Here is a 26,709-nt window from a genome sequence, read left to right as displayed (position 1 = left end):
GGGTTGTCTTCGAAGTGCCTGTGGAAGGAGTCCACTGGTGACTGTGACCGTGACCGGAAGCGGAACCAAAGCATGGCTAAAAGTTGAACTTGAAAGCATTGGGGGGTCTGCCTAGCGTGGACGGTCGGTTCTGTCCCCGACGGGTCCCGTCCCCACGGACCTGATCAACCGAAGGAGTCCCCCGCATGACCGGACGTCTCAACAGCGCCCAGCCGTATGTCCTCGGTCTCTTCAGGATCGTCGTCGGCCTGCTCTTCCTCTGCCACGGTGCCGCCAAGCTCTTCGGGGTCCTCGGCGGTTCCGACGGCCAGGGCGGCACGGTCGCGTCGGGCACCTGGCCGTTCTGGTACCAGGGGATCATCGAGCTCGTCTGCGGCGGCCTGCTGATGCTCGGCCTCGGCACCCGCGGCGCGGCGTTCATAGCCTCCGGCTCGATGGCGTACGCGTACTTCAAGATGCATCAGCCCGACGCCCTGTGGCCGGTCGAGAACGGCGGCGAGGGCGCGGTGCTGTTCTGCTGGGCGATGTTACTGCTGGTCTTCACCGGATCCGGCGCGCTCGGCCTGGACCAGCTGCTCGCCAGGCGGGCCACGCGTGAGCCCGTGGCGCGGCAGTCCTCTGTGACCGTCTGACGCGACGGTCTGACACGAGAGGTCTCACACGAGAGCTTTCACACGAGCCCCAGTGGATCCACTGTCACACCGCAGGCGTACGCTGTATGGCTGTTATGGCCGGTGATCCGGCCACACGGGGGACGACGGGGAGTTCGCGGTGATCGAAAGTGTCGGGGCGCTGACCGGCAGTCCATGGATCTATGCGCTGATCGGGCTCTCCGTGCTCCTCGACGTCTTCCTGCCGGTGCTGCCCAGCGGTGTGCTGGTGATCGCCGCGGCGACGGCGGCGGCCGCCGGATCGAAGGCCGCCGGGGCGGCCCATGTCGTGCCCAACGACGTGCCGGACGTCCTGGCGCTGGTGCTCTGCGCGACCACCGCGTCGGTGCTGGGCGACCTCGTGGCCTACCGGCTGGCGTGGCGGGGCGGCGAGCGGTTGGACCGGGTCGTCGCCCGGTCCCGCCGGCTCACGACCGCGCAGGAACGTCTCGGCGACGCGCTGGCCCGAGGCGGCGGTCCCCTGGTCATCCTGGCCCGCTTCGCCCCCGCCGGCCGCTCGGTCGTCTCCCTCATCGCCGGCGCCGCCCACCGCCGCGCCCGCGACTTCCTTCCCTGGTCCGCACTCGCGGGCCTCTCCTGGGCGGCGTACAGCGTGGCCCTCGGCTACCTCGGCGCGCACTGGCTGGGGGCGACCTGGCTGGCCACGGCGGTCTCCGTACTGGCGCTGTTCGGTGCGGGGGCCGGTGCGGCGTTCCTGGTGCGGCGTCAGCCGGTGGGTGCGCGGGCGTAGCCGGGGGCGGCCACACTCGACCCCGGTCGGCCCACGGTCACCTACGACGCATGTGAGCCGGCCCCCCGTACCTCCAACCCGTCCAGCAACTCGGCCGTCGCGTCCGCGATCGCGTCCACGGCCCGTTCGAACACCTCGCGGTTGTGCGCGGCCGGGGCACGGAAGCCGGACACCTTACGGACGTACTGGAGCGCGGCGGCCCGGATCTCCTCCTCCGTCGCCTCCTCGGGCAACACGGGCGGACGAAGCGTCTTGATGCTGCGGCACATGTTCCCAGTCTCACCCCATGACGAGGATCCCGTGACCCGAATCCCATGACGGAGATCCCGCCCCCTGGCATGATCACCTCCGTGGCGGCCACCGACACCCCGGGGCCGACCGACGAGAGGAACCCATCATGGCGAACGACGAACTGACCGTGGCCGTCCTCGGCCCGGGCGGCGTCGGCGGACTGCTCGCCGCGCTGCTGTCCCGCGCCGGACACCGAGTGATCTGCCTGGCCGGCGACGACACCGCCGCCGCCCTCCGCACGCGGGGCATCACCGTCCGCAGCGCCCGCTTCGGTGACTTCACGGCGAAGGTGGAGGCGGACACCGAACTGCGCACCGAGGCAGACGCCGTCCTGATCGCGGTCAAGCAGACCGCCCTGGACGCCGCCCTCACCCGCATCCCGTCCCCCACCCTCGGCGACGCCCTGCTCGTGCCGTTCCTGAACGGCGTCGAACACCCGGACACCCTGCGCACCCACCACCGCCCGGACCGTGTCGCCCCGGGCGTCATCCGCGTCGAGTCGACCCGGGTGGCCCCCGGCGTCATCGAACACGCCAGCCCCTTCGCCGAGATCGACCTGACCGGCGACGCGGTGCCCCGCCCCCGCCTGGACACCCTCGCCGAGGCCCTGACGGCGGCCGGCCCGGTCACCCGGATCCTGCCCGACGAGACGGCCGCGCTGTGGGCGAAGATGAGCTTCCTCGCCCCCTTCGCGCTCCTCACCACCCGGTACGGCCTGCCCCTGGGCGAGGTCCGCACCCGTCACCGCGAGGAGCTGACTGCCCTCGTCGAGGAGACCGCCGCGGTCAGCGCCGCCTGCGGTGCCCCCGTCGACCCGGCCACCGCACTCGCCCGCTACTACGCCTTCCCGCCGGGGATGAAGTCGTCGATGCAGCGCGACGCCGAGGCGGGCCGCGCTCTCGAACTGGACGCGATCGGCGGCGCCCTGCTGCGCGCGGCGGCCCGCCACGGGGTGCCGGTGCCGGTGGCGACCCGGCTGGTACGGGAGCTGGAGCCGACCACCGACCGCTAGTAATTCTGTCCACAGGGGTTGGTGACAGCCATCGAGCTGCCTCGCCAACCCCTGAAGGAGCTCGCGAGTTAAATTCGAACAGGCGTAGCATTAGCGTGTGGCTACGACCTATGACTTTCCCAGCGACCTGCGCGCCGGTCAGGAGGAGCTGCATCAGGTCCGGGCCGAGCTGTCGGCCCTGCTGAAGCGGCTGCCCTGGTCGGTGGAGCCGCTGGACGGATTCACCGATGACGGCGGTTGGCGGAAGGTGGAGCGCCCGGCCTCACCGGGCTGGACGGCCGACGAACAGGCCGAGGTGGAGAAGCTGCGGCGGCGGGAACACGAGCTCGCGGTGTTCGTGACCGGCCACCGCTTCTGGGAGGAGATCGCGGCCGGGGACCGGGTGGAGGCCCGTACGCGGCTCAAGCACGCGCACGAGACCCCACCCGGCGACGAGGACTGACTGCTTCCTCTCCTGCTCCTGCTTCTGCTGCCTACTTCTGTGCGAGGAGCTTCTTCATCTCCTCGATCTCCGCGGTCTGCGCCGCGACGATGTCACCGGCCATGGCCATGGCGGGCCCGTACGCCCCCTTGGCCTGCTCGGCCTCGGCCATCTCGACCGCGCCCTCGTGGTGCTCGATCATCATGGTCAGGAACATGCTGTCGAAGTCCCCGCCGGAGGTCTTCTCCAGCTTCGCCATGTCCTCGGCGTTCATCATCCCGGCCATGCCGCCGGAGTGCCCCGAGTGGCCGCCGGCCGCCGGGGCGTCCTCGCCCCACGCGGTCAGCCAGCCGGTCATCGTCTGGATCTCCGGGTCCTGGGCCTTCTCGATCCGGCCGGCGAGGTCCTTGACCTGCGCGGACGAGGCCCGGTCGGCGGCCAGCGCAGCCATCTCCAGGGCCTGGCGGTGGTGCGGGATCATGCCCTGCGCGAAGGTCACGTCCTGGGCGTTGTGGGCGTCGGCGGTCGCGGACGCGGAGGCGTTGTCGCCGGCCGCGCTGCCGCCGTCGCCCTCGCCCCCGCAGGCGGCCAGGGCGAAGGCGGCGGTCACCGTCACCGCCACGGCGGCGGCACGACGCGTGAGGGCACGGGCACGGGTGTTGCGGGTCATGCTGAACTCCTGGGGGAGAGAAGGGAAAAGGGCACGCCGAGGCACCGCGTCACAGCGTCGGACGCGGTACCGGGTGCCTCTAGATCCGCAGGAGTTGGAGTTCCGCCAGGGAGGGCGGGGCGCGCGCACCGTCCGGGGCCACGGCCGCGTACGGGCGTACGGCATCGGCGGATACGGGCGTGGAGACCGGGTCGGGCACCAGCGCGGGCAGCTCGGGTGCGCCGGCCACCGCGGCCGAGGCGCAGGTGGCATCGGCGTGCCGCGCATGCCCGCCACCGCCGTGACCGTCCCCGAAGCAGACGCCGTGCGCCTCAGCGGCGGTCGCCGCCACGGGGTGCTCGTGCGCGTGGTCCGGGCCGGACCCGCCGGGCGCAAGGGCGTGCATGCCGAGCAGCCCCACCAGCAGCCCGAGCACACACAGCGCCGAACGCGACCACCGCACGGGCGGCCACGGGGCGGCGTACTGCTCGGGTCCGATCACGCGGCACATCCTAGCCAGCGCCTGTCCGACCCGGCCGTACGGCGTGGTGCATACGGCCGTACGCCCCGCCCCCGGCGCGGCCCGGGCCGGGGGCGGGGCTTCGGGGCCGCTTCGCCGGCCGCCGTCAGGTGCCGGTGACGAGGAGGGTCAGGTGGTGCAGGCGCCGAGGTGGAGACGCATCCGGCGATGTCCGCGTCGAGCGGCCGGCTCGGCGCCGCGGTGCGTTCATCGGGCCGAATCCTGCCAGGGGCGTGCGTACACCGGCGCTGGAGGAGTCCGGTGTACGCACGGCCCGGTTGCGGCGGGTCGGTCAGCAGTTGTTGAGGTAGGTGGTGAGGGCGGTCTTCTCGGCGGGGTCGACGGAGAGGCCGTAGTAGTACTTGACCTGGACCCAGGCGCGGACGTAGGTGCAGCGGTAGGCGGTGCGCGACGGCATCCAGGTGGCCGGGTCCTGGTCGCCCTTGGCCTGGTTGACGTTGTCGGTGACGGCGATCAGCTGCGGGCGGGTCAGGTCGTTGGCGAACGCCTGGCGGCGGGCGGTGGTCCAGCTGCCGGCGCCGGAGTCCCATGCCTCGGCGAGCGGGACCAGGTGGTCGATGTCGACGTCGGAGGCGGCGTACCAGGTGGCGCCGTCGTAGGGGGAGTACCAGCTGCCGCTGGTGGCGGCGCAGGTGGAGCTGGTGACGACGTTCTGGCCGTCGCGCTTGAGGACCGTCTCACGGGTGTTGCAGGTCCCGGAGATGGTGATCCAGTGCGGGAAGAGGTCCCGGCTGTAGCCGGTGCGGTTCTCGGCCGCCACGGTGAGGGTGGCGAGGTAGCTGCGGGCGGTGGCCGCGCTGACCGGGGTGGGGAGGGCGGCGGAGGCGGCCGGCGGGTTGAAGAGGGTGAGGGAGGCTATGAGAGCGGTGAAGGCCGCGAGTATGCTCAGCCGTCGACGCGCGTAGAACCTGGGCATGCGAACTCCCTTGGGCTGTGGGGCTGTTGCGGTGCGAGCGGTGGGAATGCTCGTCAGGGCGCGTTGCGGGGAGGTGTGCGCCCGGTAAGAAGCTAGTGACGTGTTCATGACACGACAAGGTCCATGCCGAAACGATCTCGTACCATGGGCGGAGCAGAAGGGGAGTAGCTCTTCGCCGGGACCGTCGACATACTGCTCAGCTCGTCTGAGCCGGCGCCCGGAGGCCAGCCCCGTGGCAGGCCAGCGAGACCTTCGGCAAGCAGTGCACATCCGTGCCGTACGGCACGGATGCCATGTGTGCTGCCGTGCCGAGGTGTCGTGAGCGCGAAGGTTCAGCACTCTCGGTGGGGTGGCCCCGACCGATTGAGGAACCTTGATCAGCTTCACCGTCCTGGCGCTCGTCTTCGGCGTCGTCTTCCTCGCCGAGCTGCCCGACAAGACCGCCCTCGCCGGGCTTGTCCTCGGCACCCGCTATCGCGCCTCCTATGTCTTCGCGGGCGTCGCCGCCGCCTTCGCGCTCCATGTCGCGCTGGCCGTCGCGGCCGGCTCCGTGCTGACGCTGCTGCCGCAGCGGATCGTGCACGCGCTGACCGGTGTGCTCTTCCTGGCCGGGGCCGCGATGCTGCTGCTGAAGGGGGACGAGGGCGAGGAGGAGATCCGGCGGCCGGAGAACCAGTCCTTCTGGAAGGTGTCCGGGGCCGGGTTCATGCTGATCCTCGTCGCCGAGTTCGGCGATCTCACGCAGATCATGACGGCGAATCTCGCGGCCCGCTACGACGATCCGCTGTCCGTCGGGCTCGGGGCCGTGCTGGCGCTGTGGGCCGTCGCCGGGCTGGGCATCGTCGGGGGAAAGGCGCTGATGAAGAGGGTGCCGCTGCGGCTCATCACCAAGATCGCGGCGCTGCTGATGCTGGCGCTCGGCGGGTGGAGTCTGTGGGAGGCGGTGGCCGGCTGAGTTGAACGGGCGGTGAACGGCCGCCGGGGGCGGTGGCGGGGCGCCCGAATGTTTTGTACCGTAGAGGAACAAAGTGGCTCCCGCCCGTTTTCCCTGACCGGCGGGCGGGACCACTCTGTTTCCGCGTTCCGCGTTCCTGGAGCTGCCGATGACGGCCACCGCCGTGCTCACCGCCCGCGCCCTCCTGCTCGACATGGACGGCACCCTCGTGAACTCCGACGCCGTCGTGGAGAGGGTCTGGCGGCGCTGGGCCGAGCGGCACGGGCTGGACGGCGACGAGGTGATGAAGGTCGTCCACGGGAGGCAGGGGTACGCCTCGATGGCGGTGCTGCTGCCGGATCGGCCCATGGAGGCCAACCTCGCGGACAACGCGCGGATGCTGGCGGAGGAGACCGCGGACATGGACGGCGTGTGGCCGGTGCCGGGCGCGCGGGAGTTCCTGGCCTCCCTGGGCCGGCTGGGGGTGCCGCACGCGCTGGTGACCTCGGCGGACGTGGCCCTCTCGACGGCGCGGATGGCGGCTGCGGGGCTGGAGCTGCCCGACGTGCGCATCACCGCCGAGTCGGTGGGCGAGAGCAAGCCGCACCCCGAGGGCTTCCTGAAGGGCGCCGCCGAGCTGGGCGTCGATCCGGCCGACTGCGTGGTCCTCGAGGACTCCGGGGCGGGCATCGCGGCCGCACACGCCGCTGGTATGCGGGTCATCGGCGTCGGGCCGAGGGCGGGCCTCCATCGACCGGACGCCCTGGTACACGACCTGACCGAGATCCGCGTCGAAGCCGACGCCCCGGAGAGCATCCGCCTGCACGTGGGCTGAGCCGCGGGCGCAGCTGGCCGGACCGACCCAAGGCGCGCGGGGAACTGCGCGATCAGCCACCGGCGGCCGGCAGTCGCGCGAAGGGAACCACCCCGCTGCCGGGTGGGCGCCGCTGTTCCGGCGCGGCTGTCCGCAGCTGCCCGAGAGGGACCGACCCAAGGGGCGCGGGGAACTGCGCGATCAGTCGCCACGCGCCCGCACCATGACGACGGCCCCTACGGCTCCCTGGTCTCCGCCTCCAGGCGCGCCCGTGTCGGCGGGCCGTACTCGCCCAGCTCGTCGCCCCTGACGCCGCGTGCGTGCTGGTAGTTGCGGACCGCGTCCTCGACCTGTTCGTTGTAGCTGCCGTTGATGTCGCTGTTGTACAGGAACAGCTGCTGCAACCGCGCCTGGAGTTCGGCCACCTCGGCCCCCTTGTCCCCGCGCCGCAGCACCGTCGTGTCCCCCTCGCTCTGGCGCCCGGTGTCCGGAAGCGCGCCGGCGGCCGCCGCGTCGGTGGACGGTGAGGGGGACGAGGACGCGGACGGTGACGGAGACGGCCCGTCCGGGACGGACGGTGACGGCGAGGCGCTCGGGGCGGAGGGCGACGGGGACGCGGACGTGCTCGGGCTCGGGCTCGGTGACGGAGCCCGCGACGGTGACAGGGGCGATGAGGCCGACGTCGACGTCGACGCCGTACCGCCGGCGGACGCGGACGCCGACGGCGAGTCGGCCGCCTGGTCCGGCACGGCGGCCCGCGGACCGTCCGGTGCGGCACTGTCCCGCTCGGGCGTCTCGTAGGAGAACAGCCCGCTCGCGAAACCGGCGGCCGCGAGCACGGCCAGCGCCGCGCCGCCCGCGGCCAGCGCTGTCGCCCGCCGACGCCGCCGACCGCGCGGCTCCTCGGCGGCGAGGCGCGCCTCGCCGGCCCCCGGCCGTTCGAACAGCCTCAGATCCGTCACGTCCGGCGCCCCGGACGGCGGCGCCAACGGAACGGGCAACGGCAGGGGCGGCGGCGCCTGGGGCCCCGCATCCACCGCCCGCAGCGGCATCGTCTCCTCGCCCGGCGCGGCCGGCGGCCCCCCGAGCTCGACGTACGGCCGGATGCGTAGCGGATCGAAGTCCTCCGCCGCGGCCGCCTCCGCCGTACGCGTGTCGCGCAGAGCGTCGGACGCCCGCTCGGCGCAGCGGCACATCGGGGTGTTGTCCAGGGCGCGCAGCGCACCGCACTCCGGGCAGGGGTGTCCTTGCCCCCGCCCGTGCCCCCACCCTTTCGACTCGGTCACGTATTCGATCCTTCCCCCATATGAAGTCCTGAGATTACCGATCCTTCACGCACCCGACCCTCCAAGACCCCGGAATACCGGCTTCCAACCGTGCTCGACAGGCCATCACGGGACATACCGATCACCATGGGAGTGTCACGACAGGGACGGGACAGCCGGGAGGTCTCCATGGCCTTGGACGCGCACGCCCATACGGAGGATCCGCGCCGGGAGCACTTGGCCGGAAACGTGCTCGTCTCCATCGGCGCCCTGCTGCTCGGCATGCTGCTCGCCGCCCTGGACCAGACGATCGTGTCGACCGCGCTGCCCACCATCGTCAGCGAACTCGGCGGCATGGAGCACCTGTCCTGGGTGGTGACCGCCTACCTGCTGGCCTCGACCGCCGCCACTCCGCTGTGGGGCAAACTGGGCGACCAGTACGGGCGCAAGAAGCTGTTCCAGACCGCGATCGTGATTTTCCTCATCGGCTCCGTGCTGTGCGGAATGGCGCAGAACATGCCCCAGCTCATCGCCTTCCGGGCCGTACAGGGCCTGGGCGGCGGCGGGCTGATGGTGCTGTCGATGGCGATCGTCGGGGATCTCGTCCCGCCCCGTGAACGCGGCCGCTACCAGGGCCTGTTCGGGGCGGTCTTCGGCGCGACCAGCGTCCTCGGCCCGCTCCTCGGCGGACTGTTCACCGAACACCTCAGCTGGCGCTGGGTGTTCTACATCAACCTGCCCGTCGGCGTCGTCGCCCTCGCCGTCATCGCGGGCGTCCTGCACATCCCGACCCGGGCCGCCCGGCATGTCATCGACTACCTCGGCACCCTCCTCATCGCCTCCGTCGCCACCTGCCTGGTCCTGGTCGCCTCCCTCGGCGGCGACACCTGGGCGTGGGGCTCGCCGCAGATCGTCGGTCTCGCGGTGCTCGCTGCCGTCCTCATCGTGGCGTTCGTGGCGGTCGAGCGGCGGGCGGCCGAACCCGTCCTCCCGCTGAGGCTGTTCGCCGTCCGCACCTTCACCCTCTCCGCCGTCATCAGCTTCGTCGTCGGCTTCGCGATGTTCGGCGCGATGACCTACCTGCCCACCTTCCTCCAGGTCGTCCAGGGCGTCTCCCCGACCATGTCCGGCGTGCACATGCTGCCGATGGTGGCCGGCATGCTGCTGTCCTCCACGCTCTCCGGGCAGATCGTCAGCCGCACCGGCCGCTGGAAGGTCTTCCCCGTCGCCGGAACCGCCGTCACCACCCTCGGCCTGGTCCTCCTGCACCAACTGGACGAAACCAGCGCCACGGCCGTGATGAGCACCTACTTCTTCGTCTTCGGCCTCGGCCTCGGCCTGGTCATGCAGGTCCTCGTGCTCATCGTGCAGAACGCGGTGCCGTACGAGGATCTCGGCGTCGCCACCTCCGGCGCGACCTTCTTCCGCTCCATCGGCGCCAGCTTCGGCGTGGCGATCTTCGGCACGATCTTCGCCGGCCGCCTCGACGACAAGCTCGCCGACGCCTTCCGGGGCGAGCCGCTCCCGCCCGGCGTCTCCATCGAAGGGCTGGAGTCCGACCCGCGCGGCATCACCGCCCTGCCGCCCGCCCTGCGCCCCGACGCCCTGCACGCCTACGCCACGTCCATCACCGACGTCTTCCTCTACGCCGCCCCCGTCGCCCTCCTCGGCTTCGTCCTGGCCTGGTTCCTCAAGGAGGACAGGCTGCGCGCCTCGGTCACCGCGCCCGATGTCACCGAGACCCTCGCCAGCAACCCGGTGGAGCGGTCGTCGTACGACGAGGTGTGCCGCTCGCTGTCCGTCCTCGGCACCCGGGAGGGCCGCCGCGAGATCTACCGGAGGATCACCGAACGGGCCGGCTACGACCTGCTGCCCGCCGCGAGCTGGCTGCTGCTGCGGATGAAGAAGTACGGCGTCGTCGAGCCCGGACGGCTCGCCGAGCGCGTCCCCGTCCCGCTGCCGGTGATCCTGGAGGCCGCCCGGCAGACCGAGGAACGCCATCTCGCCGTCCGTGAGGGCCTCGACCTCAGCCTGACCGACCGGGGCCGCGAGGTCGCCGAACGGCTCGCCCGGGCCCGTGAGGAGTCACTGGCCGAACTGCTGGGCGACTGGTGGGGTCCGGACCGGCCCACCGACCTGGTGCGGCTGGTGAAGCTGCTCAACGACGAGCTGTGCGGCTCGGACCGCGAGGAGCCGCACGACAACAGCGCGTCGGCCAGGATCAGCCGAGCGCTTTTCTGAACCAGTGCTCGGCGTAGGGCTCGTCGTTGTGCGGCTCGGTCTCCGTGTAGCCGAGCCGCGCGTACAGGGCACGGGCCTCCACCAGGTCGCCGCGGGTGTCGAGGACCATCCGCGTGGCGCCCAGCTCCCGCGCCACGTCCTCGGCGGCCGACACGAGCAGCGCCGCCCCGCCCCTGCCGCGGGCCTCCGGCCGCAGGAACACCCGCTTCAGCTCGGCCGTCGAGCCCCCGTCCAGCAGCCGTACGCCCGCGCTGCCGGCCGGCTCACCGTCGTACCGCGCGATCAGCAGCCGGCCGTGCGGGGGCGCCAGGCCGGCACCGGTGTCCGCGGCGATCTCCCGCTCCAGCTCCCGCGGGTCGGTCCGGTGTCCCCGGTGCAGCAGGTACCAGCGGTCGCTGACCTCGGTGTAGTAGGCGCGCCAGAGGTCAGCGGCGGCGGGGGAGTCGGGGAGTTCCGGGCTGATGATCCATGTCATGCCGCCCATTGTGGGGAGCGGTCGCGCACCGCCCGCAAGCGGATATGGCGCGTGACAACGCCCTGTTTGAGGGGTGCCGTGCGGGCAACCCGGAGCGGGAACCGGCCCGTGGGGCCGACCTATTCGAAGGCATGGAAGGCAGCATGTCCACAGCCGTGATCATTGCTCTGATCGTGGCCGCGGTGGCCATCGTCGCCGTCGCGGCCCTGATGGCCGTACGCGCGCGGGGTGGTTCGCGTGGCGGCCGGAACCTGAAACAGCGCTTCGGGCCCGAGTACGACCGGGCCGTCGCCCGCCACGACGGAGACACCAGGGCGGCCGAGCGCGAACTGGGCTCACTCGTCGATTCCTACGGCGGTCTGCGCGAACGCCCACTGGAACCCGCCGAGCGGGACCGGTTCGAGACCCGCTGGACCACCGTCCAGGAGCGCTTCGTCGAGTCGCCGCGCGACGCGGTCACCGAGGCCGACCGGCTGCTCGCGGAGGCGGCCGGGGCACGCGGCTTCCCGGACGGCGGGCGGTACGAGGAACAGGTGGACGCGCTCTCGGTGCACCACGCCGAGCATGTGAACGGGTACCGGCGGCTGCACCGGGCCGCCCACGCGGGGGCGGGCGGCGCCACCGGGACCGAGGGCACCGGCACCGAGGACATGCGGTCGGCGCTGATCGAGGCGCGGGCCCTGTTCGAGGACCTGGTGGGACCGGCGCGGCAGGAGACGGGCGGCCGCCACCGGGCACCGGCGGGCCGGGGCCGGGACACCGGCACCGCGCGCACCGGCCATCGGCCGGGGCTGTTCCACCGGCATCACCCGAAGCACGGATGAGGTGCTGCGGCGCGGTTCCGGCGTGGCTGAGGGCGGGACCAGGACGGGACGAGTACGAGGACGAGGACGAGGACGAGGACGAGGACGAGGGTGAGTGGGATGACAGACAGGACATCGGCGCCCTGGCCGCGTGATCCGGAACAGCCGGAGAGCAAGGCGCCGAAGGTGCCCGAACCCGAGCCGGAACCACTGGGCTCGGAGGTACCGGGCGCGGACACGGGCGGCCCGGGCATGCGGGGCTCGGAGAAGCCGGGGCCCGGTATGGGCGGCGCGGGGACCCGGGGCTCGGAGATGCGAGGGGGCGGGGAGATGCGCGGTCCCGGGGCCGGGCAGACGCCTCCTGGGCCTGAGGTGCGGGGCAGCATGGGCCGGGAGACGACGGAGGGGCGGGACGCGCTCGGCCTGAGCGATCAGGAGGAGTCGCCGCACGCCCCGCTGCTCCCGCGTGACGAGAGCGACCGGCTCACCACCCGGCTGCAGCACGCGGTCGCCGAGTTCGTGGACCACCCCCGGGAGGCCGTGGAGGAGGCCGACCACGTGCTGGAGGAACTGACGACACGCGTCTCGGACGCCATGAGCAACCGGCGCCGCACCCTGCGCGGCTCCTGGCAGCTGGCGGACACCGGTGAGGACCGCACCGAGCCGACCGCCGAGACCGAGCAACTCCGCCTGGTCCTCCAGGACTACCGCGAGCTGACGGAACGCCTGCTACACGTCTGAGGCCGCCCCGCGCTCACGACGCTCACGCCACTCGGCCACGACCGCCTCCACGTCGTACGGCTTCATCCCCAGCGGAGGGCCGGGAGGCGGTCTGAACATCATGTCGCGGATCTTGACGTTGACGTCGGTGATGATCCGGCGGACCGCCCGCTCCGAGGGGGCCGCGTAGGCCGCCGCGAGCGCGTCCTCGGCCTCCTTGCGCAGGGCGAGGGCGGGCGGCAGGACCGACAGACCCTCCCGGGCCATCTTCCGCTTGACCCACCACAGTTCGTCGTACGTCGTGTCGGTGCCGGTCGGCAGCGGCCGGCCGGCACCGGTCAACCCGTCGAACTCCCCGCGCCGCTGCGCATCGCGGATCTGCTTGTCCACCCAGGACTCGAACGGAACCCCGGGTGGCTTTCGCTCGGTCATGCCTCCAGTGTGCCGGACGCGACAGGGCCGGGCGATTTATCATTCGGCCGCTGTGCAAGCACCGTCAGGACACTTCAGAAGGAGCGCACGTGCTCGAAATCACCATGGCGTCCGTCTCGGGGGCGGAAGAGGGCGCCACGGCCGGCATGCTCATGGCCGACGCGCCCAGTGAGCCGGGCGCCGTGCTGCGGGTGGGCCGGGACAAGTCCGTGTGCCGCCTCGTGACGCCCGAGGACTGGCTGTTCGTCTCCCGGGTGCACCTGGAGTTCCTGTGCGGCCCCGAGGGCACCTGGCAGGTGACCTGGCTGCAGGGCTCGCAGGCCGACCCCTCGTCCGAAGTACGGCTGCTGATGGGCGAGTACGGGCAGCCGCTCGCCTACGGCGGGACCCTGCCGCTCCCGCACGGCGGCTCCGGCGAGATCGTCATCCAGGACCGCACCGGCCCGCGCAGCGTCAACGTCGGCTTCTTCCACGAGGTGTAGCCCACGAGGTGCGGCCCACCCGCGCGCGGCTCCCGGCTACGCCAGGACGCGGGCCAGGGCGAAACCGTCGTAGCCCTTGCTGCCCACCGTCTGGACCGCCGTGCCGCTCAGTCTCGGGTGGGTGGCGATGAGTTCGAGGGCGGCGCGGGTGCCGCGCACCCCGTCGTCGGTGCTGTCGGCGTCGGCGATGCGCCCGCCCCGTACGACGTTGTCGACGACGATCAGGCTCCCGGCGCTGGTGAGCTTCAGGGCCCAGTCGACGTAGTGCGCGTTGTTCGCCTTGTCGGCGTCGATGAAGACCAGGTCGAACGGGGGCGGGTTCTCGTCGGCGAGGAGCGGCAGCGACTCCAGGGCCGGGCCGACGCGCACCTCGATCTGCTTGTCCAGCCCGGCGCGGGCGATGTTGCGGGTGGCGATCTCGGCGTGCTTCGGGTTGTACTCCAAGGAGATCAGCCGGCCCTCGGGCGGGAGGGCGCGGCCCAGCCAGATCGTGCTGTAGCCGCCGAGGGTGCCGATCTCCAGGATCGTACGGGCGCCCTGGATCTCGGCGAGCAGCTGAAGGAACTTTCCCTGGCTGGCCGTCACATTGATCTGCGGCAGCCCGGCGGCCGTGCTGTCCCGCAGCGCGGCCTCCGTCATCTCGTCGTCCGGGGCCAGGGTGGCGCCGAAGTAGGCGTCGACGGCGTCCCAGACCTGCGACTCACTCATGCGCTCTGCCTCTCGTGCACATCCACTACTTAGAAGACCTAACTAGATGTGCCAACGGCGGGGGTTGCGGACCGGTTCCTCCCAGCGTAGGCGCCCCACCGAATTCAGCCGTTCGGGCGAACGAACCCGATCTCCGCCACCACCGGGAACTCCTGTGTCGGCGCGTACAGCCCCAGCGCAGGAAACCGATCAGGTCCGAAACGCCTCCGTCACGATCGAGGCCGCACCGGATGAGGCGTCCCATCCGTTCGCGCACTATCGTCTTCCGGACAACTTCCGGACAAAAGAAGAGCGGCCGCCAGGTGAAGCGGTGGTGGCCCGCGTCTCTGTCCGATGGTGGTGTGAGCCTCATAGGGTGCGTCATTAGGCTGCGTAAGAGCGAATCCACGCGTGGGACGTGGCACGACGGGGCGGGAGGCCGACGAGGCGTGGCGGCGAATGCGGAGCACAGCGGGCGACCGGCGGAACCCCTCGGGGCGACAGCGGTCGACACGGCCAGAGCACGCCTGCGCGCGACCCGGCTCACACTGTGGCTGATCGTGGCGGTCCTGGCCGCACGACAGCTCGCCGTCGTCCTGACCACCCCGCGCGGGGAGCGGCTGACGGACCTGGAGACCTGGGTCGGACCCGACGGTGTCCTGCACGTCAACGGCTCGCTCTACGACTCCACCCGCTTCACCGGCACCCCCTTCGGCGGGCTGGTCCTGAAACCGCTCACCCGCGCCGCCGAACAGGCCCTCGGCTGGGGCTGGACCTTCGGCACCCTGCTGCTGGTCGTCGCCCTCGGCCTGGTCGCCGCCCGCGCCCTGCCGCAGCCGGTCGGCAGACGCACCGCGCTGTTCGCCGCGCCGGTCGCGATCAGCCTGCTCATGCTGTCGCTGCCGGTCCGCAACGCCCTCTGGCTCGGCCAGAGCAGCATCATCCCGGTCCTGCTGGTCCTCCTCGGCTGCTTCGTCGTACGCGGCCGCTACGCCGGCGGGGTGCTGATCGGCGTCGCCGCCGCACTCCAGCCCACCGTCCTGCTCTTCGCCGTCCTGCTCTGGTTCACCCGGCGCCGCCGTGCCACCGCCGTCACCGGTGCCACCTTCCTCGCCTGCACCCTGCTCGCCTGGGCGGCGATGCCCGACGACTCGTACACCTACTGGGTGCACCACATCGCCGGCGCCGGCCTCGGCGGCGACGCCGACGCCCTCGCCAACCAGTCCCTGCACGGCGCGCTGCTCCGCCTCGGCCTGTCCGGACCGCTGGAGATCGCCCTGTTCCTCGCCCTGGGCGCGGCCGTCGTCGCCCTCGGGCTGCGCCGGGCGGTGCGTTACGCCCGCGAGGGCCAGCTGCTGCTCGCGGTCGCGATCACCGGCTGCGCCGCCATCGCGGTGTCGCCGACGAGCTGGCAGCACCAGCTGCTGTGGCTGCTGCTCGCGGTGGTCGGCCGGGTCGGCAGGCGGGCCGGCGACCGCCTGCTCTGGCCGGCCGCGGTGATCCTGGTGATGACGCTCCCGGCGAGGATGATGCTGCCGGACATGGCGTTCCTGTACCCGCTGCGCGACAACCTCGTCGTGCTGGCCGCCGTGGCCGCCGCCACCTTCGTCCCGTTCCTGTCGCGCACCTCGCCGTACTACGACCGCCCGATCCCCACCGAGTACGCCCCGCCGGTCCCCGCCCGCTACCGCTGGATCCCGCTCCTCCCCTTCCTGCGCCGGGTCCTCACCCGCCCCAACCTCCTCCTGGAGCTGCTGCTGATCCGCGTCGGCTACGCGGCGTACTCGCAGGTCCGGCTGGCGGCGACCGGCGGCACCATCTCCGGCGGCCGGGAGCGGGCGGAGGCGCACGGCCACCAGATCCTCGACATCGAGGCGTTCCTGCGCATCGACATCGAGCACGCGGTCAACCACTGGGTGGTCACCGTCGGCTGGCTGCGCGGCTTCTTCGACTTCTACTACACGTCCTTCCACTTCGTGGTCCCGCTGACCGTCCTCGGCCTCCTCTACTGGCGCCGCCCGGTCGACTACCGCTGGGCGAGGTCGGCCCTCGGCTTCGCCACGCTGCTGGCCCTGGTCGGCTTCTGGCTCTACCCGCTCGCCCCGCCGCGCCTGATGCCGACGCTCGGCATCATCGACACGGTCCACGGCGTCCAGGACTTCTCCCAGCCCGACTACGGCACCCTGACGTCCCTGACCAACCAGTACGCGGCGATGCCGTCCCTCCACTTCGGCTGGTCGCTGTGGTGCGGCCTGGTCATCGCCATCGTCGCCCCCAAGTGGTGGATGAAGGCACTCGGCCTCCTCCACCCCCTCTTCACGGCCTCGGCGATCGTCGCCACCGGCAACCACTGGGTCCTGGACGCCCTCGGCGGCGCCATCGTCGTCCTGGCCGGCTTCGCCCTGACGCACGCCCTCCAGGGCCCCCGAGCACGCCCGTCGACGCATCCGGCACCCGCGCACGATCCGGAGCCGACTGCGGATCCGGGCCCGGACCCGGACTCGCTGAAGGAACCGGCGGCGAGCGCCTGATCACTGCCGTTCGGCGAGCCGCGGCACCATCGCCGGGTGCTGCCGCTGCGGGCAACTCTCCGTGGCGACGCTCAATGGACGGGGCAGAGGAGAGGCCCTTCTCCAGTACCTCCGCACAGGCACCGCGGCACCGACCAGGAGCGCGCGGGCTCCGCACGGGCCTGGTACTGGGTGGGGGTGCCCGTGCGGGGCTCGGTCGAGGACACGGTCGACGTGGTGGACGCGTGGCGTGAGGCCGCGCTGCGTGAGTTCGTCGTCAATGAGCACGTGGGACGACTACATCCGGCATCGGGTGGAGCACCAGGTCTGAGCCTCCTGGGTCACAGGCGCTGAATGATCGTGCCGGTGGCCAGGGCGCCGCCCGCGCACATCGTGATCAGGGCGAACTCCTTGTCCGTGCGCTCCAGTTCGTGGAGGGCGGTGGTGATGAGGCGGGCACCGGTGGCGCCCACCGGGTGGCCGAGGGCGATGGCGCCGCCGTTGACGTTGACCTTGTCCAGGTCCTGGTCGAAGACCTTCGCCCAGCTCAGTACGACCGACGCGAACGCCTCGTTGATCTCGACCAGGTCGATGTCCTTCAGGGTCATGCCCGCCTTGCCGAGGACGGCGTTCGTCGCGTCGATCGGGCCGTCCAGGTGGTAGTGGGGGTTCGCGCCCACCAGGGCCTGGGCGACGATCCGCGCGCGGGGCCTCAGTTTCAGGGCGCGGGCCATCCGCTTCGAGGCCCACATGATCGCCGCCGCGCCGTCGCTGATCTGGGAGGAGTTGCCGGCCGTGTGGACGGCCGTCGGCATGATGGGCTTCAGGCCGGACAGGGCGTCCATGGAGGTGTCCCGCAGGCCCTCGTCCCGGTCCACCAGGCGCCACATGCCCTGGCCCGCGGCCTGTTCCTCCTCCGTGGTGGGGACCTGGACGGCGAAGGTCTCACGCTTGAAGCGTTCCTCGGCCCAGGCGACCGCCGCCCGCTCCTGCGAGAGGAGGCCCAGGGCGTCCACGCCTTCGCGCGTCAGGCCCCGGTTGCGGGCGATGCGTTCCGCCGCCTCGAACTGGTTCGGGAGGTCCACGTTCCACTCGTCCGGGAACGGCTTTCCGGGGCCGTGCTTGGAGCCCGAGCCGAGGGGCACGCGGGACATCGCCTCGACCCCGCAGCTGATGCCCACGTCGATCACGCCCGCCGCGATCATGTTCGCCGTCATGTGGGACGCCTGCTGCGACGAGCCGCACTGGCAGTCGACCGTCGTCGCGGCCGTCTCGTAGGGGAGGCCCATCGTCAGCCAGGCGGTGCGGGCCGGGTTCATGGACTGTTCGCCGGCATGGGTCACCGTGCCGCCGACGATCTGCTCGACCGCGTCGGCGGGGATGCCGGTGCGGCCGAGGAGTTCGCGGTAGGTCTCACCGAGGAGGTAGGCGGGGTGGAGGTTGGCCAGCGCGCCTTGGCGCTTGCCGATGGGGGTGCGGACGGCTTCCACGATCACGGGTTCGGCGGCCATGGGTGCGGATCCTTCCGGGGGGCGGCGGCTCCTGCGGCGGAACTAGGACGCGCAACCAGTACGGGTGACCGGTACGGGTAACTAGTACGTGTTCTAGTTCCTCTGTTGCAGTCTGCTGATGTGATGTCGCTCACCGCAAGGGTCTTGCAGGCTTCGACCCGCTGAACTACCGTCGCCGGAACCTGTTTCTGACTAGCCGTCAGATGAATTGCCCCTGGCTGGAGCCGCCCATGCCCTGTCCAGCGCTTCCCGACGGGTTCGACTTCACCGACCCCGACCTGCTGCACCACCGTGTGCCCCTCCCCGAGTTCGCCGAGCTGCGCCGGGTGGAACCCGTGCGCTGGATTCCCCAGTCGGGCAACGTCGCCGGCTTCGAGGACGGCGGGTACTGGGCGGTCACCCGGCATGCCGACGTCCGGTACGTCTCCACGCACCCCGAGCTCTTCTCGTCCTCCCTCAACACCGCGATCATCCGCTTCAACGAGCACATCGAGCGTTCCTCCATCGAGGCGCAGCGGCTGATCCTGCTGAACATGGACCCGCCGGAGCACACGCGGGTGCGGCAGATCGTGCAGCGCGGGTTCACGCCCCGGTCCATACGGGCGCTGGAGGAGCGGCTGCGGGAGCGGGCCCGGGCCATCGTCACCGGCGCGCGCGAACACGAAGGCCCCTTCGACTTCGTCACCCGCGTCGCCTGCGAACTGCCGCTCCAGGCGATCGCCGAGCTGATCGGCGTGGAGCAGGAGGACCGCGGCAAGATCTTCGACTGGTCCAACAAGATGATCGCCTACGACGATCCCGAGTACGCCATCACGGAAGAGGTCGGCGCGCAGTCCGCGGCCGAGATCATCGCCTACGCCATGAACATGGCCACGGAACGGAAGCGGTGTCCCGCCGGGGACATCGTCACCACCCTGGTCGCCGCCGAGAACGAAGGGAACCTGAACTCCGACGAGTTCGGCTTCTTCGTCCTGATGCTCGCCGTCGCCGGGAACGAGACGACCCGCAACGCCATCACCCACGGCATGCACGCCTTCCTCACCCATCCCGAGCAGTGGGAGCTGTACAAGAGGGAGCGGCCGAGCACCGCCGCCGAGGAGATCGTGCGCTGGGCCACGCCCGTCGTCTCCTTCCAGCGGACCGCCACCGAGGACACCGAACTGGGCGGACGGACGATCAGGAAGGGTGACCGGGTCGGGCTCTTCTACGCCTCCGCCAATCACGACCCGGAGGTGTTCGAGGCCCCCGACGACTTCGACATCACCCGGGATCCGAACCCCCACCTGGGGTTCGGCGGCGGGGGACCCCACTTCTGCCTCGGAAAGTCGCTGGCGGTGCTGGAGATCGACCTCATCTTCAACGCCGTCGCCGACGTCCTGCCGGGCATCCGGCTCGTGGAGGAGCCCCGGCGGCTGCGGTCCGCGTGGATCAACGGGGTCAAGGAACTCCGCGTGGTCGCCGAGTGACACGCGAAGGGCGGCGACCCTGAGATCGGGGTCACCGCCCTGTCAGGCGTGGTGTCGTGCGGCTCAGTACCAGCCGTTGGCCTGCCAGAAGTTCCAGGCGCCGACCGGGCTGCCGTAGCGGTCGTTCATGTAGTCCAGGCCCCACTCGATCTGGGTGGCGGCGTTGGTCTTCCAGTCGGAGCCGGCGGAGGCCATCTTGGAGCCGGGGAGGGCCTGGACGAGGCCGTAGGCGCCGGAGGACGGGTTGGTGGCGTCGACGTCCCAACCGCTCTCGTGCTCGACGATCTTGGCGAAGGCGTTGTACTGGGCCGCGTCCGGGATCATCTTCTTCGCGATCGCCTTGGCCTCGGCGGCGGACGCCGTGGACGCCGGGGCGGCGTGGGCGGGGGCCGCGGTCAGTGCCATGCCGGCGGTGGCGGTGACCACGGCGGCGGTGGTGAGGACCTTCTTGGGGGCGGAGGCGATGCGGCGGATGACGGCGAAGGACACGGAGAACCTTTTTCTTCGGGGACAGGGTCGTCGCGGGCCTGCCGGGTGGTGCTCGGCATGCGTCGGCGCCGAGGCCCGTGGGGCACGTCGGCGCCGTGCGACGTCGTCCAGAGAAGCAGGGGCGAAATGGGCTGGCAAATACCCCTTGTACTAGTTGTGGTCGCATACGGAGTGCTGGTGATCTCTGTGACCTGGGTCTCATTGTGCAGGTCAGAAGCAGTTTTGTGGTGGACATGCTGTCTGAAATGTTCTACTAGGTCACCTAGTTGGTGACGTGGGTCATGTGGGGTGGTTCACCGTTCGTGGACGCTCACGGCCCGGTGAATGTGACCGGCGCCTCGAACGCCGCACGCCGTGTGCCTCTGCGGAGCGCCTTCAGCACGGCCGGACCCAGCGCCACGGTCAGGACCACCGTGCAGACCGCCCGGCCCAGGTCCCAGCCGAGGGAGGTGGCCAGGCAGTACGCGGCGAAGCGGGCCAGGTTCGCGGCGGGGCCCGCCTCCGGGTCGAAGGCGATCGTCGTGCTGTCGGGGTCGATGAAGGGCCAGCCCTGCATGTTCATGGCCGTGCCATAGGCGAAGGCGGCCAGGAAGCCGTATCCGGCCAGCAGCAGCACCTCGGCCCGGCCGCGCAGCCGGTCCGCGCCCGGCAGCAGGCCCGCGCCCATCGTGAACCAGCCCATCGACAGCATCTGGTACGGCATCCAGGGGCCGACCCCGCCGGTCAGCAGGGCCGACGCGAACATCGTCACGCAGCCCAGCACGAAGCCGAAGCCCGGGCCGAGCACCCGGCCGCTCAGCACCATCAGGAAGAACATCGGCTCCAGCCCGGCCGTGCCCGCGCCGATCGGGCGCAGCGCCGCACCCGCCGCCGCCAGCACCCCGAGCATCGCGACCGCCTTCGGACCCAGCCCCGACTCGGCGACGGTCGCCGCCACGACCGCGACGAGAAGGACCAGCAGACCGGCGAAGAGCCACGGCGCGTCCTGGGCGTGGGCCACCGCGGAGGAGGCGGGCGGGGCGAAGAAGGGCCAGGTGAGGGCCGCCACTCCGACCGCGCTGACGAGGGTGAGGGCGATCACCGAGCGGGGGCCCAGACGGACGGCCCGGGCCTGGCGGTCACGGCTGATGGTCATCGAGCGCCTTCTTCACCTGGGCGACCGTGAGCCACTTCTGCGGGGCCAGGATCTTCGCGACCTGAGGGGCGTACGAGGGGGAGGACACCACCACGTCCGCCGCCGGGCCGTCGGCGATCACCTCGCCGTCGGCCAGCAGCACCACCCGGTGCGCCAGCTCGGCCGCCAGCTCCACGTCATGCGTGGCCAGCACGATCGCGTGTCCCTCGGCGGCCAGCCCGCGCAGACGGGTCACCAGACGGGCCTTCGCCGCGTAGTCCAGGCCGCGCGTCGGCTCGTCGAGCAGGAGGAGGGGAGGGCGGGCGGTCAGCACCACCGCGAGGGCGAGCGACAGCCGCTGGCCCTCCGACAGGTCGCGCGGATGCAGATCGTCCGTGACCCCGGGCAGCAGCTCGGACACCAGGGCCCGACACGTGCCGGGCGCGGCCCCGGCGTCCCGGTCGGCCTGCGCGCACTCGGCGGCCACCGTGTCGGCGTACAGCAGGTCGCGCGGCTCCTGCGGGACGAGCCCGACGCGGCGTACGAGGTCCCGCGGGGCCGTACGGTGCGGTACGGCACCGCCGGCGCGCACCGTACCGCCAACGGGCTCGACGAGCCCGACCAGCGCGGACAGCAGCGTCGACTTCCCGGCGCCGTTGCGGCCCATGAGGGCGATCGCCTCGCCGGCGGAGACGGACAGGTCGACGTGCCGGAGGGCGTCCACGCGACCGCGCCGGACGGCCAGGGAGCGGGCCTCGGCGACGGGGAGTGGAGCGCCGGGTGATGCGGTGCCGCGGGTGGCCGGGGTGCGGCGCCCGATAAAGAGGCGTCGGGCGAGAGGAGACGCGGCCGGTCGTCCCTCGGCGGCGGCTTGCGCGGACCGGCGGCGCCCGAGCATGCGGCGGGGGCGAGGTGTTGTGGCCGGGGGTTCGTGGGTGGCGGCCGGGTGCTCGTGGTCCGAGGCTGGCTGTTGGTGGGGCGCGGCCGGGGCTGGCTGTTCGTGGGGCGCGGCGGGGTGTTCGTGGGCTGCGGCCACGCGTCCGGGGGCTGCGGGCTGCTCGGGGCGGTCCTGTGCGAGGCGGTTGCGCTCGGCAGGTGCCTCCTCCGCCTTCCGGCCGCCCGGCTCTGCCCGCACGGCGGTCCCCGGCTCCCGCGTGGCGGCTTCCGGTTGCTGTGTGGTGGTCTCCCGTTTCTGCGCGGCGGCTTCCGGTTTCTGCGTGGCGGCGCCCGGCTCCCGCAGGACAGCGGCGCGCTGCTGCTGCGCGGCGGCTTGCGGTTCCTGTGCGGTGGTGTCCGGTTCCGGGGCGGCGGCGCCCGGCTGCCGGGGCGCGGCGGCGTGGTGTTCCTGTGCGGCGGTCTCTGGGTTCTGTGCGGCGGCTTCCGGTTTCTGTGTGGCGGCGCCCGGCTCCCGCAGGACAGCGGCGCGCTGCTCCCGCGCGGCGGCTTGCGGTTCCTGTGCGGTGGCCTCCGGCTCCCGCAGCGTGGCGGTGCTCTGCTTCTGCATGGCCGCCTCCGGTTCCCGTGCGGCGGCGCGATGCTCCCGTACGGCGGTCTCCGGGGTCCGTCCCGTCAGCCGTTCACGCAGGGCTGCCGCTCTGCGTCGGGCGTCTCGGACCGTCAGTGGCAGGGGGGACCAGCCTGCGGTTCGGGCCAGGGCCACCACCGGTGGAAAGACGGGGGAGACCGTCATCACGTCGGCCGGAGGGCCGAGCACCGGGGCGGCTCCTTGGCCTGGGAGCAGAAGGATCTGGTCGGCGTAGTGGATGACCCGCTCCAGGCGGTGTTCGGCCATCAGGATGGTGGTGCCGAGGTCGTGGACCAGGCGTTGGAGGACGGCCAGGACCTCCTCGGCGGCCGCCGGGTCCAGCGCAGAGGTCGGTTCGTCGAGCACGAGGACGCTCGGGTGGGCGGTGAGGACGGAGCCGATGGCGACGCGCTGCTGCTGGCCGCCGGAGAGGGTGGCGATCGGGCGGTCGCGCAGGCCGGCCAGGCCCAGCAGGTCCAGGGTCTCCTCCACGCGGCGGCGCATCACCTCCGGGGCGAGGCCCAACGACTCCATCCCGTAGGCGAGTTCCTCCTCCACCGTGTCCGTCACGAAGTGCGACAGCGGGTCCTGCCCGACGGTGCCGACCACGTCGGCGAGGTCGCGCGGCTTGTGGGTACGGGTGTCACGGCCGGCGACCGTCACCCGGCCGCGCAGGGTGCCGCCGGTGAAGTGCGGGACCAGGCCGCTCACCGCGCCCAGGACGGTGGACTTGCCGACGCCCGACGGGCCGACCAGCAGGACCAGTTCGCCCTCCGGCACCTCGAAGTCGACGCCCCGCACGGCGGGTTCGGGCGCCCCCTCGTACGTCACGGAGACGTTCTCGAAGCGGATCACGGCGGCTCCTCGGAGGCGGCGACGGGAGGTGGGGTGACGAAGGCGGGCAGCAGGCCCAGCAGGATGGCCGCGGCCGGCCAGAGCGGGAACTCGGGGGCGACCAGGGGGATGACGCCGGGGTGCAGCGCCGTCGGGTCTCGCTCGGCGGCCAGGGCGAGCAGTGCGGCCGCGGCCGCGCCCGACACGGTGACGAGCCAGGCGCGGGCGTCCCAGCGGTCGGGGCGGTAGCGGGTGCGGGGGGTGCGGCGGCCGCCCAGCCAGAGCCCGGCGAGTGCGGCCACGAGTCCGGTCAGGAGCACGGGCATGCCGTAGGTGCCGCCCTCCGCGGTGAGCAGTCCGTACGTTCCCGCGCACACACCGAGCAGGCCGGTCAGGGTGAGCGCGGTCGTCGTACGGCGGAGCGCGGGTGGGACGCGGACGGTACGGCCGTAGCCGCGGGCGTCCATCGCGGCCGCGAGGGCGACCGACCGCTCCAACGCGCCCTCCAGCACCGGCAGTCCGACGTGGAGGAGGCCGCGGATGCCTCGGTCGGGGCGGCCGCGCAGGCGGCGGGCGGCGCGCAGGCGGTGGACGTCGGCGATGAGGTTCGGGGCGAAGGTGAGGGCCACGACCACGGCCACGCCCGTCTCGTACAGGGCGCCGGGGAGGGCTTTGAGGAGGCGGGAGGGGTTCGCGAGGGCGTTCGCGGCGCCCACGCAGATGAGGAGGGTGGCGAGCTTCAGGCCGTCGTAGGCGGCGAAGAGGAGGCCCTCGGCGGTCACCCGGCCGCCCAGGCGGATGCCCTGTGCCCAGGTGGGGAGGGGGGCTTCGGGGACGGTGAGGAGGGTGTGGGTGCCGGGGATGGGGGAGCCGAGGAAGATCGCGAAGAGGAGGCGGATGGTGAGGACGGCGAGGGCGAGTTTGACGAAGGCGGTGTAGGAGCGGGCCCAGGGGGCGTCGGGGCGGCGGGTGGCCACGACGTACGCGGAGACGGTGATGAGGAGGGCGAGGAGGAGGGGGTTGGTGGTGCGGGTGGCGGCGGTGCCGAGGGCGAGGGCCCAGAGCCACCAGGCGCCGGGGTGCAGCTGTGCGTGGGGCTGAGCCGGGGGTGGATGCGCAGCCCGGCGCTGCGGGGTGCCTCCCCCACTCTCGGCTTCGCTCGAGCGGGGGGACCCCCACCGCCCACCCGTGCCGCCCCTGGGGGTACCTCCCAGGCCCTTAAGGCACTGGGGGAGGCACGACTGCCCGCAGCTACGTGGGTTCCTAAGCATGCCTGCGCCGTCTCGCCTGCCATACGGCTGTGCCGGCGAGCAGGGTGATGACGCCGAGGCCGGTGAGGAGGCCGAGGGAGGGGCCCTCGCTCTCGTTCGAGGTGTTGTTCTTCGTCGAGGTGTTGTTCGTCGACACCTGCTCCGCGCAGCCCTTCTCCGGGTAGCCCGCGATGGCGCACAGGAGGGCGTTGGGGTCGTAGCGGAGGGGCTTGGCGACCGAGGCCAGGGCCTCGGCGGTGGTCGCGTCGGAGGCGACGCGGGCGCAGGCCGTGCGGGGAGCCGGTGGCGTCTCGCCGGACGGCGCGTCGGTCGGGGTGCCGAAGTCGATGATCAGGGCGACGCGCTTCGTGCCGTCCTGGGCCGGGGTCCGGGCGCAGATAGGGCCGAAGGCGGCCGCGCCGCGCGGCTGGGCCGCGTTCGCCGAGTCGTCGCTCACCGCGAAGCGGAAGCCGTGGACGTCGCCGTCGGAGGGGCGGGCCGTGGAGGGACCCTCGGTGGCGTACGTCCAGCCCTTGCCGTCGTGGGTCCAGAAGGACCAGTAGCGGTAGCCGGTCGCCGCCCCTGCCGCGCCCGCGGTGGGCAGCGGCAGGAGCAGGGCGGACAGGGCGGACAGGGCCGACAGGAGTACGACGGTCAGGGCGCGGCGGCGGCTCACGGCTGCCGCTTCCGTGCCCGTACCACCACCACGACGCCGCCGGCCACGATCAGGAGGAGGATGCCGACGCCCGCGATCGCGGTGGCGCCCAGGGTCTTCTCGTCGTCCCGCTCGGGTGACCCGGTGGCGGGGGAGGCCGAGGCGGTGGCCGCGGCGGGCGTCTCCTTCGGGGCGGGGCCCGTCTTGTTCAGGCGGTCGACCAGGTCCGCGCCGCCGAAGTCGCGCGGGTCGGCGCCGGCGGCCAGGGAGGTCAGGATCAGCTGGGCGTAGGCCGCGGGGCCGCTCATGTCCGCCCAGCCTTCCGAGTTGGCCTTCAGCCAGGTCAGGGTCTCGGTGGCCTCGGCCTGGTGGCCGGCGGTCGCGAGGGCGAGGGCCGCGTCGGCGGTGTTGCCGATGTCGGGCTGGTTCTCGGCGCCGGGGAGCGTGGAGATCAGGTGGTGGTCCTCGGCCAGGGTCCGGACCAGGTAGGAGGCGGCGTTGAGGGCGGCCCGCTCCGGGTCGGTGGTCTTCTCGCAGCTCGGCGCGGACGTCGTCCGCTCGGTGTGGGCGCCGGCCAGCGTCCGGCCGAGACCGCCGAGGACGGCGGACGCCGTCGCGTCCGCGTTGGCGACGAGCTTGCCGTCCTTGTCGGGCTGGAAGGCGAAGGCGCCCGCGTCCGTGCCGCCGTCGCAGGGCAGGGCGAGGGCCAGCAGGGCGTCGTACGGGGACTTGCCGTCCTTGAGGACCTGCCGCGGCTCCACGCCCGCCGCGCTGAGCGCGCCGATCACGACGGAGGTCGAGTTGGTGTCGCTGGGGCTGCCGGGTGTGTACCCCCAGCCGCCGTCCTTGTTCTGGATCGACTTCAGCCAGGTGACGGCCTTGGCGGTCGCCGCATCGTGGCCGCCGAGCGCGTCCAGGGCCTGTACGGCGGCGGCCGTGCTGTTGGTGTCGACCATGAGCTGGGCGTCGCAGGGCTTGCCGGTGTCCGCGCGGAAGGCGGCGAAGGCGCCGTCGGCGCACTGCTGGCCGGCCAGCCAGCCGACCGCCGTGTCGGCCGGGACCACGCCCACGGCGTGCTGGGCGAGCAGGGCGTACGACTGGCGCCACACACCGTCGTACGTCGGGTCGGACAGGCCGTACAGGCCGTCGGGTATCGCCACGGTGGGGGTCGGCGACGGCGTGGCGGCCACGACGGGCGTGGCGGCGCCGATCACGGCGATGGCGGCGGTGGCGGCGGCCAGCGCCGCGGCGCTGCGGCGGACGTTCATGAT

General features: G+C 72.3%; 27 protein-coding genes. 12 read left to right on the top strand and 15 right to left on the bottom strand.

Going from position 1 to position 26,709, the window contains the following annotated elements; translation table 11 throughout:
* The first annotated feature begins 185 nt into the window (after positions 1–185).
* On the top strand, positions 186–632 hold the full coding sequence (locus tag ACH5AC_RS22555; protein ID WP_398863795.1) for a DoxX family protein: 447 nt from the start codon (positions 186–188) through the stop codon (positions 630–632).
* Between the two features lie 139 nt (positions 633–771).
* On the top strand, positions 772–1,401 hold the full coding sequence (locus ACH5AC_RS22550; protein ID WP_398863794.1) for a DedA family protein: 630 nt from the start codon (positions 772–774) through the stop codon (positions 1,399–1,401).
* A gap of 41 nt (positions 1,402–1,442) precedes the next feature.
* On the opposite strand, the gene ACH5AC_RS22545 is transcribed toward ACH5AC_RS22550, so the two are convergent.
* Positions 1,443–1,670, bottom strand: coding sequence for a DUF2277 domain-containing protein (locus tag ACH5AC_RS22545; RefSeq protein WP_398863793.1), 228 nt, complete (start codon positions 1,668–1,670; stop codon positions 1,443–1,445).
* Positions 1,671–1,798: 128 nt separating this feature from the next.
* Between ACH5AC_RS22545 and ACH5AC_RS22540 the strand changes: the two genes are divergently transcribed.
* The gene (locus tag ACH5AC_RS22540) at positions 1,799–2,704 is read left to right on the top strand and encodes a ketopantoate reductase family protein (RefSeq protein ID WP_398863791.1); all 906 of its coding nucleotides are present in this window, start codon (positions 1,799–1,801) and stop codon (positions 2,702–2,704) included.
* Between the two features lie 97 nt (positions 2,705–2,801).
* Positions 2,802–3,146 carry a hypothetical protein gene (locus ACH5AC_RS22535; RefSeq protein ID WP_398863790.1) on the top strand — a complete coding sequence of 115 codons (345 nt, stop codon included), beginning with the start codon at positions 2,802–2,804 and terminating at the stop codon, positions 3,144–3,146.
* A 31-nt stretch (positions 3,147–3,177) separates the two neighbouring features.
* Here ACH5AC_RS22535 and ACH5AC_RS22530 read toward each other — a convergent pair whose 3' ends face one another.
* From ACH5AC_RS22530 to ACH5AC_RS22520, 3 genes are all read right to left on the bottom strand, one after another.
* Positions 3,178–3,795, bottom strand: a complete 618-nt coding sequence (locus ACH5AC_RS22530; protein ID WP_398863789.1) for a DUF305 domain-containing protein — start codon at positions 3,793–3,795, stop codon at positions 3,178–3,180.
* 79 nt (positions 3,796–3,874) lie between these two features.
* Positions 3,875–4,285 (bottom strand): DUF6153 family protein, encoded by a 411-nt coding sequence (locus ACH5AC_RS22525; protein ID WP_398863788.1) that lies wholly within the window; start codon positions 4,283–4,285, stop codon positions 3,875–3,877.
* 301 nt (positions 4,286–4,586) lie between these two features.
* Complete coding sequence (locus ACH5AC_RS22520) at positions 4,587–5,231, bottom strand: HNH endonuclease family protein (protein ID WP_398863787.1); 645 nt, start codon at positions 5,229–5,231, stop codon at positions 4,587–4,589.
* Between the two features lie 373 nt (positions 5,232–5,604).
* Between ACH5AC_RS22520 and ACH5AC_RS22515 the strand changes: the two genes are divergently transcribed.
* Together ACH5AC_RS22515 and ACH5AC_RS22510 are read left to right on the top strand one after the other, a co-directional pair.
* Positions 5,605–6,186: a TMEM165/GDT1 family protein gene (locus ACH5AC_RS22515; RefSeq protein ID WP_398863786.1), complete on the top strand. Its 582-nt coding sequence runs from the start codon at positions 5,605–5,607 to the stop codon at positions 6,184–6,186.
* Positions 6,187–6,334: 148 nt separating this feature from the next.
* Complete coding sequence (locus ACH5AC_RS22510; RefSeq protein ID WP_398863785.1) at positions 6,335–7,000, top strand: HAD-IA family hydrolase; 666 nt, start codon at positions 6,335–6,337, stop codon at positions 6,998–7,000.
* Positions 7,001–7,215: 215 nt separating this feature from the next.
* Here ACH5AC_RS22510 and ACH5AC_RS22505 read toward each other — a convergent pair whose 3' ends face one another.
* The gene (locus tag ACH5AC_RS22505) at positions 7,216–8,265 is read right to left on the bottom strand and encodes a peptidoglycan-binding protein (protein WP_398863784.1); all 1,050 of its coding nucleotides are present in this window, start codon (positions 8,263–8,265) and stop codon (positions 7,216–7,218) included.
* A gap of 168 nt (positions 8,266–8,433) precedes the next feature.
* Between ACH5AC_RS22505 and ACH5AC_RS22500 the strand changes: the two genes are divergently transcribed.
* Positions 8,434–10,485, top strand: coding sequence for a DHA2 family efflux MFS transporter permease subunit (locus ACH5AC_RS22500; RefSeq protein WP_398863783.1), 2,052 nt, complete (start codon positions 8,434–8,436; stop codon positions 10,483–10,485).
* On the opposite strand, the gene ACH5AC_RS22495 is transcribed toward ACH5AC_RS22500, so the two are convergent.
* Positions 10,466–10,969 (bottom strand): GNAT family N-acetyltransferase, encoded by a 504-nt coding sequence (locus ACH5AC_RS22495; protein ID WP_398863782.1) that lies wholly within the window; start codon positions 10,967–10,969, stop codon positions 10,466–10,468. The genes ACH5AC_RS22500 and ACH5AC_RS22495 overlap by 20 nt on opposite strands.
* A gap of 134 nt (positions 10,970–11,103) precedes the next feature.
* On the opposite strand from ACH5AC_RS22495, the gene ACH5AC_RS22490 reads away from it, so the two are divergent.
* Entirely contained in the window at positions 11,104–11,784 is a 681-nt protein-coding gene (locus ACH5AC_RS22490; RefSeq protein WP_398863781.1) for a hypothetical protein, read from the top strand.
* Between the two features lie 99 nt (positions 11,785–11,883).
* Positions 11,884–12,504 carry a hypothetical protein gene (locus ACH5AC_RS22485; RefSeq protein ID WP_398863780.1) on the top strand — a complete coding sequence of 207 codons (621 nt, stop codon included), beginning with the start codon at positions 11,884–11,886 and terminating at the stop codon, positions 12,502–12,504.
* On the opposite strand, the gene ACH5AC_RS22480 is transcribed toward ACH5AC_RS22485, so the two are convergent.
* Positions 12,493–12,915 (bottom strand): DUF1992 domain-containing protein, encoded by a 423-nt coding sequence (locus ACH5AC_RS22480; RefSeq protein ID WP_398863779.1) that lies wholly within the window; start codon positions 12,913–12,915, stop codon positions 12,493–12,495. The two genes, ACH5AC_RS22485 and ACH5AC_RS22480, sit on opposite strands and share 12 nt — an antisense overlap.
* Positions 12,916–13,004: 89 nt before the next feature.
* Between ACH5AC_RS22480 and ACH5AC_RS22475 the strand changes: the two genes are divergently transcribed.
* Complete coding sequence (locus ACH5AC_RS22475; RefSeq protein WP_398863778.1) at positions 13,005–13,397, top strand: hypothetical protein; 393 nt, start codon at positions 13,005–13,007, stop codon at positions 13,395–13,397.
* Between the two features lie 36 nt (positions 13,398–13,433).
* Here ACH5AC_RS22475 and ACH5AC_RS22470 read toward each other — a convergent pair whose 3' ends face one another.
* A complete protein-coding gene (locus tag ACH5AC_RS22470) occupies positions 13,434–14,105 on the bottom strand; it encodes an O-methyltransferase (protein WP_398863777.1) in 672 nt (223 codons plus the stop codon).
* A 428-nt stretch (positions 14,106–14,533) separates the two neighbouring features.
* Here ACH5AC_RS22470 and ACH5AC_RS22465 point away from each other — a divergent pair, with 428 nt between their 5' ends.
* Positions 14,534–16,615 (top strand): bifunctional glycosyltransferase 87/phosphatase PAP2 family protein, encoded by a 2,082-nt coding sequence (locus ACH5AC_RS22465; RefSeq protein ID WP_398863776.1) that lies wholly within the window; start codon positions 14,534–14,536, stop codon positions 16,613–16,615.
* 320 nt (positions 16,616–16,935) lie between these two features.
* Here ACH5AC_RS22465 and ACH5AC_RS22460 read toward each other — a convergent pair whose 3' ends face one another.
* A complete protein-coding gene (locus tag ACH5AC_RS22460) occupies positions 16,936–18,105 on the bottom strand; it encodes a steroid 3-ketoacyl-CoA thiolase (protein WP_398863775.1) in 1,170 nt (389 codons plus the stop codon).
* Between the two features lie 230 nt (positions 18,106–18,335).
* Here ACH5AC_RS22460 and ACH5AC_RS22455 point away from each other — a divergent pair, with 230 nt between their 5' ends.
* The gene (locus ACH5AC_RS22455) at positions 18,336–19,571 is read left to right on the top strand and encodes a cytochrome P450 (RefSeq protein WP_398863774.1); all 1,236 of its coding nucleotides are present in this window, start codon (positions 18,336–18,338) and stop codon (positions 19,569–19,571) included.
* Positions 19,572–19,634: 63 nt separating this feature from the next.
* Here the strand turns inward: ACH5AC_RS22455 and ACH5AC_RS22450 are convergent, their stop codons facing one another.
* The 6 genes from ACH5AC_RS22450 to ACH5AC_RS22425 form a co-directional block, all read right to left on the bottom strand.
* Positions 19,635–20,060 (bottom strand): transglycosylase SLT domain-containing protein, encoded by a 426-nt coding sequence (locus ACH5AC_RS22450; protein WP_398863772.1) that lies wholly within the window; start codon positions 20,058–20,060, stop codon positions 19,635–19,637.
* A 310-nt stretch (positions 20,061–20,370) separates the two neighbouring features.
* On the bottom strand, positions 20,371–21,195 hold the full coding sequence (locus ACH5AC_RS22445; protein WP_398863771.1) for an ECF transporter S component: 825 nt from the start codon (positions 21,193–21,195) through the stop codon (positions 20,371–20,373).
* Complete coding sequence (locus ACH5AC_RS22440) at positions 21,179–23,554, bottom strand: ATP-binding cassette domain-containing protein (RefSeq protein WP_398863769.1); 2,376 nt, start codon at positions 23,552–23,554, stop codon at positions 21,179–21,181. The genes ACH5AC_RS22445 and ACH5AC_RS22440 overlap by 17 nt, the downstream gene beginning before the upstream one ends.
* On the bottom strand, positions 23,551–24,804 hold the full coding sequence (locus ACH5AC_RS22435) for an energy-coupling factor transporter transmembrane component T (RefSeq protein ID WP_398863768.1): 1,254 nt from the start codon (positions 24,802–24,804) through the stop codon (positions 23,551–23,553). Before ACH5AC_RS22435 ends, ACH5AC_RS22440 begins: the two co-directional genes overlap by 4 nt.
* Complete coding sequence (locus ACH5AC_RS22430; protein WP_398863767.1) at positions 24,797–25,459, bottom strand: SCO2322 family protein; 663 nt, start codon at positions 25,457–25,459, stop codon at positions 24,797–24,799. The genes ACH5AC_RS22435 and ACH5AC_RS22430 overlap by 8 nt, the downstream gene beginning before the upstream one ends.
* The gene (locus ACH5AC_RS22425; RefSeq protein ID WP_398863766.1) at positions 25,456–26,706 is read right to left on the bottom strand and encodes a prenyltransferase/squalene oxidase repeat-containing protein; all 1,251 of its coding nucleotides are present in this window, start codon (positions 26,704–26,706) and stop codon (positions 25,456–25,458) included. Before ACH5AC_RS22425 ends, ACH5AC_RS22430 begins: the two co-directional genes overlap by 4 nt.
* Between the last annotated feature and the right edge of the window lie 3 nt (positions 26,707–26,709).

The organism is Streptomyces sp. NPDC018693 (assembly GCF_044391385.1).
Classification (GTDB): Bacteria; Actinomycetota; Actinomycetes; order Streptomycetales; family Streptomycetaceae; genus Streptomyces.
This window is presented reverse-complemented; position numbering and strand designations above follow the sequence as displayed.